Annotated in this window: 12 protein-coding genes; 3 read left to right on the top strand and 9 right to left on the bottom strand. The window is 58.3% G+C overall.

Annotated elements, in window-relative coordinates:
• Positions 1-8: 8 nt before the first annotated feature.
• Positions 9-2,579, bottom strand: a complete 2,571-nt coding sequence (locus AC8GFP_RS08295; RefSeq protein WP_506612116.1) for an ABC transporter permease — start codon at positions 2,577-2,579, stop codon at positions 9-11.
• A gap of 15 nt (positions 2,580-2,594) precedes the next feature.
• Positions 2,595-3,014, bottom strand: a complete 420-nt coding sequence (locus tag AC8GFP_RS08290; protein ID WP_506612114.1) for an RNA-binding S4 domain-containing protein — start codon at positions 3,012-3,014, stop codon at positions 2,595-2,597.
• Between the two features lie 220 nt (positions 3,015-3,234).
• Here AC8GFP_RS08290 and AC8GFP_RS08285 point away from each other — a divergent pair, with 220 nt between their 5' ends.
• The 3 genes from AC8GFP_RS08285 to AC8GFP_RS08275 are packed head-to-tail and all read left to right on the top strand — an operon-like array spanning position 3,235 to position 6,371.
• Complete coding sequence (locus tag AC8GFP_RS08285; RefSeq protein WP_506612112.1) at positions 3,235-4,161, top strand: ParA family protein; 927 nt, start codon at positions 3,235-3,237, stop codon at positions 4,159-4,161.
• 15 nt (positions 4,162-4,176) lie between these two features.
• Complete coding sequence (locus tag AC8GFP_RS08280; protein ID WP_506612111.1) at positions 4,177-4,710, top strand: hypothetical protein; 534 nt, start codon at positions 4,177-4,179, stop codon at positions 4,708-4,710.
• A 38-nt stretch (positions 4,711-4,748) separates the two neighbouring features.
• Positions 4,749-6,371 (top strand): FMN-binding glutamate synthase family protein, encoded by a 1,623-nt coding sequence (locus AC8GFP_RS08275; protein ID WP_506612109.1) that lies wholly within the window; start codon positions 4,749-4,751, stop codon positions 6,369-6,371.
• 5 nt (positions 6,372-6,376) lie between these two features.
• On the opposite strand, the gene AC8GFP_RS08270 is transcribed toward AC8GFP_RS08275, so the two are convergent.
• The 7 genes from AC8GFP_RS08270 to fliP all read right to left on the bottom strand — a co-directional run bounded on the left by AC8GFP_RS08270 (position 6,377) and on the right by fliP (position 12,547).
• Positions 6,377-7,579 carry a hypothetical protein gene (locus AC8GFP_RS08270; protein ID WP_506612107.1) on the bottom strand — a complete coding sequence of 401 codons (1,203 nt, stop codon included), beginning with the start codon at positions 7,577-7,579 and terminating at the stop codon, positions 6,377-6,379.
• 11 nt (positions 7,580-7,590) lie between these two features.
• Positions 7,591-8,094 (bottom strand): hypothetical protein, encoded by a 504-nt coding sequence (locus tag AC8GFP_RS08265; RefSeq protein ID WP_506612105.1) that lies wholly within the window; start codon positions 8,092-8,094, stop codon positions 7,591-7,593.
• Between the two features lie 61 nt (positions 8,095-8,155).
• On the bottom strand, positions 8,156-9,610 hold the full coding sequence (locus AC8GFP_RS08260) for an SPOR domain-containing protein (RefSeq protein WP_506612103.1): 1,455 nt from the start codon (positions 9,608-9,610) through the stop codon (positions 8,156-8,158).
• Positions 9,611-9,627: 17 nt separating this feature from the next.
• A complete protein-coding gene (gene flhB / locus AC8GFP_RS08255; RefSeq protein WP_506612101.1) occupies positions 9,628-10,773 on the bottom strand; it encodes a flagellar biosynthesis protein FlhB in 1,146 nt (381 codons plus the stop codon).
• Between the two features lie 4 nt (positions 10,774-10,777).
• Entirely contained in the window at positions 10,778-11,548 is a 771-nt protein-coding gene (fliR, locus tag AC8GFP_RS08250; protein WP_506612099.1) for a flagellar biosynthetic protein FliR, read from the bottom strand.
• 3 nt (positions 11,549-11,551) lie between these two features.
• Complete coding sequence (gene fliQ, locus AC8GFP_RS08245) at positions 11,552-11,821, bottom strand: flagellar biosynthesis protein FliQ (protein WP_506612097.1); 270 nt, start codon at positions 11,819-11,821, stop codon at positions 11,552-11,554.
• Between the two features lie 9 nt (positions 11,822-11,830).
• Positions 11,831-12,547, bottom strand: a complete 717-nt coding sequence (gene fliP, locus AC8GFP_RS08240; protein WP_506612095.1) for a flagellar type III secretion system pore protein FliP — start codon at positions 12,545-12,547, stop codon at positions 11,831-11,833.
• Between the last annotated feature and the right edge of the window lie 12 nt (positions 12,548-12,559).

The raw sequence follows: 12,559 nt of genomic DNA, 5'->3' as shown, positions 1-12,559 counted from the left end.
CCAATTGGTCATTGCGCCGCCTGCCGCAAAGTCTGCACCACCGGTCGGCGCAGCACCTCGCGCAGTCCCCACCAGCCCGCGCCCCAAGCCAGCACCGCACCCACCGCGATACCCAGCAACAGCACCCACGGCGAGGCCTGCCAACTGAACTCAAACACATAACGGGCCAAGCCCCAGCCCATGGCCATGGCCACCACCGCCGCCAAGGCGCCTGACAACGCCCCCACACCCAGCAACTCGGCGGTTTGCACCTGCCGCAGCAGCTGGTTGCCCGCACCCAAGGCCCGCAGCACCGCGTACTCGCGGGCGCGTTCTTCACGTGTGGCCGTGACCGCTGCCAACAGCACCACCAGGCCCGCTGCCAGGGTGAAGCCAAACAAAAACTCGACCGCGCCAATCACCTGGCCCAGCACTTTTTGCACCTGGTTGATGGTGGCGCCCATGTCCACATTGGTGATGTTGGGGAAACGGTTGACCAAGCCATTGTCAAAGCCGGTTTGGGTGGGCGCACGGTAAGCGGCGATGTAGGTCATGGGCACATCTGGAATCTTGGACACCGGGTAGATGGCAAAGAAATTGGCGCGCATCGAGGTCCAATCGACACGCCGCACCGAGGTGATCTTGGCGTCGTAGGGCTGGCCGGAAATCTCAAACCGCACCATGTCGCCCAATTTCAGGTTCAGGGTTTTGGCAATACCCTCTTCCATGCTGATGGCGTTGGGCTCTTCCGGCGTCCATTGGCCTTGCAAGATTTGGTTGTGCGCGGGCGCACTGGCCGAATGCGAGATGTTGAATTCGCGGTCTACCAAGCGTTGTGCCCGGTCCTCGGTGTAACTGTCGGGGCTCACCAATTGACCATTGACCGCGATCAAGCGCCCGCGAATCATCGGGTACCAGTCCAGCTTGGCCACACCAGCGTCGTTCAGGTGCTGCAAGAAATCGGCCGATTGGTCGGGTTGGATATTGATGACAAAGCGGTTGGGCGCATCGGCCGGTGTGGCATTGCGCCAGCTGTCGACCAAGTCGGTGCGCAACAGCACCAACAGCATGAGCGCCAGCAGCCCCACCGACAAAGCGCTCACTTGCACCACGGTGTAGCCCGGGCGCGAGCTGATTTGCCTGGTGGCCATGCGCAACCAAGTCGGCACTTGTGACAAGGCCACACTTTGGCGCAATGCCCAAACTGCCAGCCAGGCCATGCCAGCAAACACCAGCGCCGCACCCGCAAAGCCGCCGACCACCATCAGCCCCAGCCACAGATCGCGGCTGGCCGACAACAACAAAATGCCAAAGCCAATCAAGCCCAAGCCCATGACCGCCAAAGAGGCAGGGCGAATCGGACCCAAGTCGCGCCGAATCACGCGCAGCGCAGGCACCTGGGCCAGTTGCAAGATGGGGGGCAAACCAAACGCCAACAACAAAGTCAGGCCCGCACCCAAGCCTTGCCAAAACGGCTGCCAGCTGGGTGCAGGCAAGGCCGTATCGACCAACCCCGCCAGCAAATGAACAAACACCTGGTGCAGGCTGTAGCCCAGCACCAGTCCGAGCAAACTGGCCAAGATGCCGACCGTGAAGAACTCCAACACATACACGCTCAAAATCTCGCGCTGACTTTGACCCAAGACCCGCAGCATGGCGCAGTCGTCCAAATGCCGCGCCGCAAAACCCCGCGCCGCCAAGGCCACCGCCACCGCACTCAAGAGCGCGGCCAACAAGGCCACCAGGTGCAAAAACTTCTCGGCGCGGTCCAGGGTTTGGCGCATCTCAGGCCGCCCGGCGTCCAAGGTCTCCAAGCGCACCCCGCGAACCTCTGGCTGCTTGACATAGACCTCGGCCCATTGGGTGAAGGCGGCCACTTGGCGCGGCTGGCCCACCACGGCCAAGCGCCAGTTGAGCCGGCTGGCCGGTTGCACCAGCTGGGTGGCTTCAAGGTCGGCTTGGTTCATCATGACGCGTGGCGCAAAGTTCATGAAACCGGCACCCCGATCCGGCTCACCCATCAGCACTTCGGTGATGCGCAGCGTGCGCTCACCAAGCTGCAAGTCATCACCCGGCTTGACTTCCAAAGCTTCCAGCAAGGCCGGTTCGGCCCACACCTCGCCCTGTTGCGGCAACCGGTCGGTGGTCATGCCGGGCCGGTCGTAGGGCGTGCCATTGTTCAAGGCGGGCTCGAGCGCGGCCTTGGGCACCGGGGCATCCGCAGGTGGCAGGATTTGCAAACGCCCGCGCAGCGGGTAACCGTCGGACACCACTTTGAGCGCCACCAAGCGGCTGTTGCCGCCTTGGTCTTCGCTGCTTCGCGCCATGGTGGGAAAGCTCAAGGTGGCCGCAGATTGCAAACCCAAGGCCTGGATCTTGGTGGTGACCTCCGGTGCAAGCGGGTGGTCGCTGGCCAAGACAGCATCCCCGCCCAAGAGTTGGCGGGCGTCGCGCTGCAAACCACCTTCAATCCGATCGGCCAAATAGCCCACCGAGGTGAGCGCGGCCACCCCCAGACTGACCGCCACCCACAACAAACGCAATTCACCCGCGCGGGCATCACGCCACAACGCACGCCAAGCCATCGCCAAGAGTTTCATACAGCTGCTTTCAAATCAAGATGACGGGTCCAGGGATGCGCTCCAGCGGTCATTCCAACCGTGGCGCACCTCTTGCAAGTCGCGGCGATCCCGCTTGGTGGGACGACCATGTTCAATGCTTTGCGCAGGCTCACGGGCGAAGCGGCGCTGCTGCGAAAAGGCCTCGCGGGCTTGCAAGCTGTCGGGGGTTTCGGCATAAAGCAGCTGGGCCTTGGGCGCTGGGCCGCGCACATCGCTGAGCGCCTGAACCAGCACGGTACGCACCTGGCCTTCGCGCCGCATGGCCACGCTGTCACCCACTTTCAGCTCCCGCGCGGGCTTGACCACCTGGTCGTTGACCGCGATACGGCCTTTGTTGATTTCATCTGTGGCCAAGGAGCGGGTTTTGTAAAACCGAGCCGCCCACAGCCATTTGTCGATGCGCAATTTATCCATTGCGGCCATTTTGGCTTAACTTTTAAGTATGCAGTTCCCGCTTCGGGACAAAACCCTGCGTGGCCAAGTCGCCGTAAAACAACATATGAGTTTCTGTCAGATTTGACACCTACGGCAAAAAAGCTAATATCCATCCCCCCTTACGAGATTTTCTTCGATTGGTTTCTGGGTTCGCCAGAAGCCAAGAGACTCGACACCGCTGCATTTTCAGGAGCAGAAGATGGCTTTCAAAATTTTGGTCACCAGTCAAAAAGGTGGCGTTGGCAAGAGCACCTTGTCCGCCAATTTGGTGGCTTACCTGAGCCGCACCCTTGGACTGGGGGTGACTTTGATTGACTGGGACCCGCACGGCTCCTCCAGCACCTGGCTGAACCAAGCCCCCAATGTGGGCGCGGTGGTGCAGCACCTGTCTTTGCCAGTGGACCAAGGCGGCAACCGCCCCATCTTCGAAGCGCGTTTGCAAATGCGCCGCGCTGCCAGCGAATGCGACATCTTGGTCTGTGACCTCACGTGGTCCGATTCTTTGGCCGGCGAGTTGATGTTTGAATTCGACATGGTGCTGGTGCCCACCTCGGTGTCCGAAATTGAATTGGCCGCCACCTCCGGCTTCTTGAGTCGCAACCGTTGGGTGTTCGACTCGGCCACGGCACGCCGCCCGATGCTGGTGGTCTGCCCGACCCGCGTGCTGAATGAACAACTCAACTCGGACGTGTTCACCAAGCAGCGCTTCCCCGTGAGCTTCATGCTGGCCCCGCCCATCTTGGAAGCGCAGTCGGCGCGTGATTTGTTCGAGCGCGGCTACCTGATGGACGCGCGTGACATGGGCGGTGAGTCTTTCCGCGAGTTTGGCGAAGCGATTTGCGCCGCGCGTGAAATCCGCATGGCGCAGGCCAACCAGCCGCGCCAGCCCGTGCCGGTCAAGCTCACCGAGCGCGACAGCAGCAGCCACCGCGTGCCGCTCACACCCAGCAAATCCAGCGTGCTCGACACCGTCGGCAGCGGTTCACAATTCTCCGTGTTGGGCCGGTACCGCCAACGCAAAATCGCCGAGGACAACGAAGCCGTTGTCAATTCACGTTCGCTGGCGCAAATGGGCATTCCTGAATTCCTCAAGCGCCTGGCCCGTGGCAGTTCGGCCAAGCTCTAAGCCAGGATGACCACCATGTCTGAAGAAAATTTCTTGGCCTTCAAGGGCTTGAAGCAATACGACCCCGGCATGGGCTGGGCCTCGGTGCACAACTTCACCGAGCAACATGCCAGCGACATGCAAACCATGTCTCAGCCGCCGTTTGATGAGCAACAGTCGCAGCAGCACGCGCAATCTTTGCAAGCCTTGGCCGACGCTGTGCGTGAAGATGCACAGCCCAAGCCAGAAGAAGTGTTGCAAGACCCTTTGCTGGGCGAGTTGTTTGAGCAATTGAACCAACCGCCACAAGACGAGTTGGCGCACAACTGGAAAATCATTGCCACCAGCGTCAACGTGCTGAGTCAGCGCATGAGCCAGCAACGCGAGTTGCGCCGCCGTCTGTCTTCGATTGACGAAGAGCTGGACAAACTGCGCAACACCATCTTGCAGGACCTGCAAGAAATCCAACGCGCCTCGGATCAGCAGCTGTCCATGGCCCGTCTTCGGGCTGAAGTATCCTCGCTGGCACAAGCGCGGCTGTCGTCCAAGCTGCGCAACACGCCCACCTGACCTCCGCGAGAGGTCCGGCCAAACAGGAGACCTCGTCCATGCCCGACCTCAGCAAGATTCAATTTCCAGTTCGCTACACCACGTTTTTCTTGGCCTTGGGTGGGCTGGTTTTCACCTTGCTGGTCTTGCTGGCTTCCGGCCAAGGCTTGCTGTGGTTTTTGTTGTTTGCCGCCCTCAGCGCCATCGGTGTGCACGACTTGCTGCAACAGCACCATGCGGTGTTGCGCAACTACCCGATCCTTGGCCACATGCGTTTTTTGCTGGAATTCATCCGGCCAGAAATTCGCCAGTATTTCATCGAATCCGACAACGAAGCTGCGCCCTTTTCCCGTGCACAGCGCAGCCTGGTGTATGCCCGCGCCAAAGGTCAATCGGACAAAAGACCCTTTGGCACCTTGCAAGACCTCGACAGCAATGGCCGCGAATGGCTCAACCATTCGATGGCGCCCAGCGTCATTGCCGACCACAACTTTCGCGTGAAAGTCGGCACCTCGGCTTGCACGCAGCCCTATGACATCAGCTTGTTGAATGTGTCGGCCATGAGTTTTGGCGCACTCAGTGCAAATGCCATCATGGCGTTGAACCAGGGCGCTCAAAAGGGGGGCTTCGCCCACGACACCGGTGAAGGATCCATCTCGCGCTACCACCGCATCCACGGCGGCGATTTGATTTGGGAAATTGGTTCGGGCTATTTCGGTTGCCGCGACGACGAGGGCAAATTCAGCCCGAGTCATTTTGTGGACAACGCACGTCTTCCCCAAGTGAAGATGATCGAGATCAAGCTCAGCCAAGGTGCCAAACCTGGCCACGGTGGTGTCTTGCCTGCGGCGAAAGTCACGCCAGAAATCGCCGAGGCACGCGGCGTGCCTCTGGGTGCCGATTGCGTGTCACCAGCAGCCCACAGCAGTTTTGGCAACCCGATCGAGTTGTTGGAATTTGTACAGGCGCTGCGCGAACTCAGCCAGTTCAAACCGGTGGGTTTCAAACTCTGCATTGGCCACCCCTGGGAATTCTTCGCCATCGTCAAGGCCATGTTGGCCACCAAGATACTGCCCGACTTCATCGTGGTGGACGGTGCCGAAGGCGGCACTGGTGCCGCCCCGCTGGAGTTGTCTGACAACATGGGCATGCCGATGAAAGATGGTTTGCGCTTGGTCCACAACACCTTGGTGGGGGTGGGCTTACGGGATCAAATTCGCCTTGGCGCCAGCGGCAAAATCATCAGCAGCTTTGACATGGCCCGCACCTTGGCCCTTGGCGCCGATTGGTGCAACAGCGCACGTGGCTTCATGTTCGCCTTGGGCTGCATTCAAGCCCAGACCTGCCACACCGGCGAATGCCCCACCGGCGTGACCACCCAAGACCCGCAACGGCAAATCGCGCTGGTGGTGCCCAGCAAGGCCGAGCGCGTGATGCACTTTCAACAAAATACTTTGATTGCATTGCAAGAGTTGTTGCAATCGGCGGGCTTGCATTCGCCGCAAGACTTGAAACTCGATCACATCCAGCGCCGCGTCAACAACACCGACACCCAAACGCTGGCCGATGTCTATCCAAGCTTGGGCAAAGGGGTGTTGTTGAAAGAAACCTTGGGCAAGCTGCCCGAGCCGTTCAAAACTTATTGGACCAAGGCCAGCCCTGAAACCTTTTCGCTGGGCTGAAAACCTCAGTTTTCGCTGGCAGGTCGGGGGTAAATGACCCGGTCTTCTTTCGGCGCGGCGCGTGGTGGCAAGGCCGGCGGTTGGGCAGCAGCTCTGGCCTCGGCAGCGGCTCTGGCCTCAGCGGCCGCGCGAGCAGCATCGGCAGCGGCTTTGGCAGCCGCCAAGGCTTTGGCATCCGCTGCAGCTTTGGCATCCGCTGCCGCTTTGGCTTCAGCAGCCGCTTTGGCTTCCGCTGCAGCTTTGGCATCCGCCGCCGCTTTGGCTTTGGCAGCGGCCGCTTTGGGGTCCGGTTTGGGGGCTGGAGGTTTCTCGGCTCCCGGCAACAGCAGCGGGGGTTGCTTGTACTCGCCTGCTTTATCGCGTTCTTTGGCCGCTTCTTTGCTGGCTTCTTTGGCCGCCTTGGCGGCGTTCGCATTGGCCGCTTCCAAGTCTTTCTTCAGCTTTTGAATTTCAGCCAAAACTTCTTTTTGGTTGTTGACTGACGCAGGTGCTGCAGGTGCAGGTTTGTTGGCCAGGGTTTGAACCTTGGCTTCCAAGGCTTGAATGCTCTTGTTCAAGGCCAGCAGCTTGGCGTCCAACGCTTTTTCAGACTGGCCATTGACCTGCCCAGAAATTTGCTCAGGCAGTTTGGTGAACAACTTGCCCATGTCCTCGAGCTTGACTTCCACTGTCTCGTTCAATTTGATTTGACGCTCTTCCATGCTGTCGAGCTTTTCGGTGGTGTCACCCAAACCACGGGTGGCGTCACCAAAGGTGGCCAAGGTGGCATCGAGCTCGACCACGCGCTTGCCCACAGCCAAAGACAAGGCGTCCAACTGGCGGATGTTTTGTTGCAAGCGGGTGGAGATGGCAAAGAAGGTGCCCACGGCGATCATCAAAAAGGCCAACAGGCCAATCAGGATGACGCGTGAATGCAGGATGTTGCGGTCGTTGGCAGAAGTGACAATCTTCATCACCTCGCGCATTTCGTGGCTGATGTTGGCAGCCACCTCGGCCGAGCGGGTGGATACCTCGGCAGAGCTGAGCACGACGCCGGTCAGGTCTTCCAATTGACGAGACACCTCTGTGGAGTCCAAGCTTTGGGCTTGCAGGGCCTCGATGCCTTCGGCCAAGGCGTCACCCGACTCCTCTACCACCATGGGCGCAGGCGGCTCGGGCAGGAAGTCGCCGTCATCGGAGGCTTCTGCTGTTTGCTTGTCTTGCGCCATGGTCTGGGTCCTCAGGATTTCTTGATTTTTCGTTTGGCTTTGTCCAGCTGATCCAGTTGCTCGTTCACCAAGTCGATGTCCGAGTGCAATTGGTCAATCCGGGGCTTGATTTGCTCCTCCCATTGATCGGCGGCAACCAGTCCAACTTGAGTCAAATGGGCTAAATGCGGGTCAACATTGGATAAATTTGCGCCCGCTGGTGCTGGACCGGGGGTCGCTTGGCTGAAGTCCTGCAAGCTGTGACCTGGGCTGGGGCGCAAATCAGGCGCACCCAAAGCATCGGTCTGGGCCTGACGCAACTCAGGATGGGCCAGCTCGGCGGTTTGCACCGCGGCCATGGAAGCAGGGTCCGAACGGCCATAGCTGCTTTGGGGCTTCAGATCCGGGTCGTGCAGTGACGCTTCCTCCCATGCAGGCACAGCATCGTCACTGGCGCCGGTGGCCGCGCCAGGGGTCTTGGCTTGGGGCTCCAAGCCGGGCAAGGGATCATCTGAAAAAGGGGGGTCTTGGCTCATGGTGTTTCTCCAAGCATTGGAATCGACCCTTTAAAGGACATCTTGATCAATTGAAGGAAGCTTAATCCTGAAACTGAATCTTTAACGACTTGGCAGACCGCAGCCAAGCTTTGGCCAAAGGCGGGTTTTGCCGCATCAGGTTTTCGGCTTGGGCTTTTTCAGCATAAGGCCCAGTGATCAAAATGAAATAAGGTTTGCTGCCCTTGCGCTGGGTGAAAAACACCTGCCCCGCCTTGTAGCCCAAGGCACTGGATTGAAAAGTGCGGGCTTCGGCCAAGCTGTCAAACGCGCCATGCTGCATCACCCAAGCGTCATCTTGCAGCTGTTTGATCCAAGCAATATCGTCGGCTTGCCGGCTTGAATTCGCGGCTTTTTCTGCCGCTTTCTCTGCAGGTTTTTCGGCGGCTTTTTCTGCCGCCTTCACAGTCGGTTTCTCAGTCGGTTTGTCTGCGGATGGATCGGGTCCTTTTTCTGCCGCTGTGACAACCGCTTTGTCGGTGCTGACATCGGGCGGCTTGGGGGCAGCAACAGGCGCCACAACAGGGGCGACCACCGCTTCGCCTTTGTCGGTGCTCACGGCATCCGCTGGCTTCAAAGGCGTGGGGGTGTTGCTCGAAGACATGCCAACAGTGGATGGCGGTGGAGTGGGCGCGACCACGGGCAAGGTGGACAAGGGCGGCGATTTGCTGGGACCGGCCAAATAGGTTTGCAACTTGACCCATTCCGCCAACACTTCCTCATGGTAGATGTAGCCCAAGGCGCCAAAGCTCAGCAACAAAGCCGCCAACATCGCCCCAGCGATTTTGCCGCCGATGCCCTTTTTGGCAGGCGCTTCCCAGGCTTGGGCGAGTTCTTCGCCACTGGGCCCGTCGCCAGCGCCGGGCACCACCGCACCCATCACCGGGTCGCTGGACAAGTCCAAGTGGTCAGCCGGAGGCAGCAAATCGCCAATTTCCAGCGGCTTGGCGGGGGCCGGGGGCAAGGTGAAATTGGCGTTGGCCAAGGGCTTGTGGGCTTGTGCATTGGACGGCGCAGGCGCTTGCGGCTCCTCCGACTCCAACACCCATTGCAGCAGGTTCTTGCCAAAGGCCGAGAGTTTTTTCTCGTAATAGCTGCCACTGTTGATCAGCAAAATCAGGTTGATGTTGCTGGCTGGAAAGCCATTGACCAAACGCGCCAGCAATTGCAATTCAAAGTCTTGGATGCCTTGCGTGTCGGGGAAGATCATGTAGCGCTTGGGGATGGACTTGTTGGTTTTGTCCAGCGCCTGGTCCAAGGTCATTTGCGACAAGATGTCGTTGAAGCGATCGACCAATTTGTCCGAGTCGGCCGAGGTCCACAGCTCGACATGCTCCTCGCCCTGCTCGCGCAAGTGCTGAAAAATGCGCCGACCGTAATGCGCCAAGGCCACCTCGTCTTCGCCCAAGATGGCCAGGTTCAATCGCCCCTCGCGCAGCGACTTGAGCAAGATTTCAAAGCGCAGTTTGTCCGCAGGGCTTTGGTAGAAGTCACTCATGGCATACCGTCATCGCGTCATTGCTGGAAAAGAAAACCATTTTCGTCATAGCGCATATTGTCAGGGATGCGCAGTGTCGGCTTGACCAAGCCCTCACCTGGCGCGTAGCTTTGATTCAAGCTGAACACATAGGCAATGACTTGCGCCACCACATGGTAGAGGCCTTCATGGATGGGGTGGTCAAGTTTGGTGGTGAAGTACAGGGCACGGGCCAGATCGGGGGCCTCAAAAATATAGACATTGTTTTCTTTGGCGCGTTCGCGAATGCGCTTGGCCAATTCGTCAGTACCCTTGGCCACCAGGGTCGGTGCGCCGTCAGAGTTGGGGTCGTAGCTCAGGGCAACGGCGAAATGCTGTGGGTTGGTGATGACGACATCGGCATCTTTCACGTTGTCCATCATGCGGTTGTTGGCCATCTCGCGTTGCCGACGGCGGATGGTGGCTTTCACCTCGGGACGACCCTCGGCGTTTTTCATCTCGTCCTTGATTTCCTGGCGCGTCATCTTGAGTTTTTTGTTCACCTGGTAGTGCTGCAAGGGCACGTCGGCGATGGCGATGACGACCAAGCCCATGCTCATCCAAAAACAGGCGTCCAAAATCATGGTGCCAGCATGGCTGATGGCCGTGCCCAAGTCCATGCGGTTGAGTGTCACCAGGTCTTCAATGTTGTTGGTGATGGCCATCCACAAGATGAGACTGATGACCAAAAACTTGAGAAAGGTTTTGCACAATTCAATCAGTGCCTTCAAGCCGAACATCCGCGCCAAGCCCGCCATCGGATCGAGCTTGCTGAATTTGGGCAGCATCATCTTGGGTGAAAAAATCAAACCCCCGCTCATCACGGTCGACAGCAAGGCCACCACCGCCAACAACACCATGATGGGCAAGATCATCACAAAGCCATCGATGATCGACTGGAAAAAAATCGCTGGCAGCAGTTCGGCTTTGTCCATCACTTTGCGGTCGAATTGCAATTGGTTGATGAACAAAGCGCCGAGTCGGTGAAACAAATAACTGCCCGACAAGCTGAAAAACAAAGTGGCCGCCACCAAGATGGCGGCCGTGGACAACTCGACCGAACGCGCCACCTGCCCTTCTTCACGGGCCTTTCTCAGCCGTTGCTCCGTCGGTTCTTCGGTCCGTTCTGAGGAGTCGTCAGCCATGCTGCTAGCCTCCGATCAACATGCCACGCATTTGGCTGAAGGTTTGCACCCACAGCCAACTGATGCGGTTGATGATGCTGGGCACGGCCATCCACAAAATGACAAAGCCCGACAACAAAATAGCGGGCAAGCCCACCGAGAACAACTGCAAACTGGGGGCGGCGCGGGTGACAAAGCCCACACCAATGTTCACAAACAGCAGCGTGATGACCACCGGCAGTGAGATGAGCAAGGCCGAGACAAACATCATGGCGCCCCAGGCTGTCATCTTGCCCAGCACGTCTTGGGTCATCAGGCTTTTCCCAATCGGGAACAAGGTGAAGGACTCCAACAAGACGGCAAACACGATCAGGTGGCCACCGATGGACAAGAACACCAAGGTGCCGATGATGGTGAAAAACTGCGACACCACGGGCACGTTGCCCAAGGTGGGGTCGATCATGTTGGCCATGGACAAGCCCATCGAGCCCGACACCGCTTGACCGGCCAAGACAATGCCCGCTGTCGCCAATTGCATCAGCAAGGCCATGGCAAAACCAATGAAGAGTTGGTTGAAAATTTCTTTCAAGCCCTCGGCGGTGGCCGGGTCAATCTTGGGCACTTCCAGTTGCATGGAAAGAAAAATGGTCAACACCAATCCAATGGCAATGCGGATGCGCAGATTGACCGCGCGGATGGAAAAAATGGACGCAAACGCCAAAAAAGCCGAGATGCGAAGCATGGGCCAGATCAGGGCGTAAAACCTGTCCAGCAAATTCAGCATCTCAATGTTCATGGCTCAACCAAACAGCCCGGGGATGCGGCCATACAACACCTTGGTGTAGTCCACCAAGGAATTGATCATCCAGCCGCCAAACACCGCAGCGGTGAGGCCCAAGGCCAATAGCTTGGGGATGAAGCTCAGGGTTTGTTCGTTGATGGAGGTGGCAGCTTGAAAAATACCAATGATCAAACCCACCCCCAAAGCCACCAGCAACATGGGGGCCGAAATCAACATCGTTATCCACAGCGCTTGTCGCGCCAAATCAACCACCATGGCGGTATCCATCTGGACTCCTTATTTGAAGATAAAGCTCGATGCCAGTGAACCCATGAGCAGGGTCCAGCCATCGACCAACACAAACAACATCAGCTTGAAGGGCATGGAGATGATCATGGGTGAGAGCATCATCATGCCCATGGACATCAACACGCTGGCCACGATCAGGTCGATCACCACAAACGGGATGTAAACCATGAAGCCAATCATGAAGGCGCTTTTCAACTCCGAGGTGAGAAAGGCAGGCACCAAGGTGGTGAAAGGCACTTCATCCGCACTGGCGATTTCTTTGCGCTGGGCAATTTGCATGAACATGGCAATGTCGTCTTCGCGGGTTTGCAACATCATGAAGTTGCGCACCGGCACCTCGGCGGTGGCCAAGGCTCGCTCAAAAGGCATGGTGCCGTTCATGTACGGCGCAATCGCATTGGTGTAAACCTCGTCAAACACCGGTGTCATGATGAAAAAGGTGAGGAACAAGGCCAAGCCCACCAGCACGGTGTTGGGCGGTGTTTGACCCGTGCCCAAAGCTTGTCGCAGGATGGACAGCACGATGATGATGCGCACAAAAGAAGTCATCATCAGCAACAAGGACGGCAGCAGCGTGAGCACCGTCATGAGCCCCAGCAGTTGCAGGGTCAGGCTGTATTGCTGTCCGCCTTTGCCACTGTTGACCGTGACCATGGGCAAGCCTTGGGCCATAGCCAGGTCGGGCAGCCAAAATGCCAGCAGCATGAGGACAGGCAA

Source organism: Limnohabitans simekii (SeqCode), from assembly GCF_965234735.1.
Lineage (GTDB): Bacteria > Pseudomonadota > Gammaproteobacteria > Burkholderiales > Burkholderiaceae_C > Limnohabitans > Limnohabitans simekii.
The sequence above is the reverse complement of the archived record's forward strand: the minus strand, read 5'-3'. Positions and strand labels throughout refer to the sequence as shown.

Excerpts from the sequence above, each read along its gene's own strand:
- AC8GFP_RS08295 (WP_506612116.1), bottom strand. The coding sequence starts at position 2,579 with ATGAAACTCTTGGCGATGGCTTGGCGTGCGTTGTGGCGTGATGCCCGC.
- AC8GFP_RS08290 (WP_506612114.1), bottom strand. The coding sequence starts at position 3,014 with ATGGATAAATTGCGCATCGACAAATGGCTGTGGGCGGCTCGGTTTTAC.
- AC8GFP_RS08285 (WP_506612112.1), top strand. The coding sequence starts at position 3,235 with ATGGCTTTCAAAATTTTGGTCACCAGTCAAAAAGGTGGCGTTGGCAAG.
- AC8GFP_RS08280 (WP_506612111.1), top strand. The coding sequence starts at position 4,177 with ATGTCTGAAGAAAATTTCTTGGCCTTCAAGGGCTTGAAGCAATACGAC.
- AC8GFP_RS08275 (WP_506612109.1), top strand. The coding sequence starts at position 4,749 with ATGCCCGACCTCAGCAAGATTCAATTTCCAGTTCGCTACACCACGTTT.
- AC8GFP_RS08270 (WP_506612107.1), bottom strand. The coding sequence starts at position 7,579 with ATGGCGCAAGACAAGCAAACAGCAGAAGCCTCCGATGACGGCGACTTC.
- AC8GFP_RS08265 (WP_506612105.1), bottom strand. The coding sequence starts at position 8,094 with ATGAGCCAAGACCCCCCTTTTTCAGATGATCCCTTGCCCGGCTTGGAG.
- AC8GFP_RS08260 (WP_506612103.1), bottom strand. The coding sequence starts at position 9,610 with ATGAGTGACTTCTACCAAAGCCCTGCGGACAAACTGCGCTTTGAAATC.
- flhB (WP_506612101.1), bottom strand. The coding sequence starts at position 10,773 with ATGGCTGACGACTCCTCAGAACGGACCGAAGAACCGACGGAGCAACGG.
- fliR (WP_506612099.1), bottom strand. The coding sequence starts at position 11,548 with ATGAACATTGAGATGCTGAATTTGCTGGACAGGTTTTACGCCCTGATC.
- fliQ (WP_506612097.1), bottom strand. The coding sequence starts at position 11,821 with ATGGATACCGCCATGGTGGTTGATTTGGCGCGACAAGCGCTGTGGATA.
- fliP (WP_506612095.1), bottom strand. The coding sequence starts at position 12,547 with ATGCTGCTGGCATTTTGGCTGCCCGACCTGGCTATGGCCCAAGGCTTG.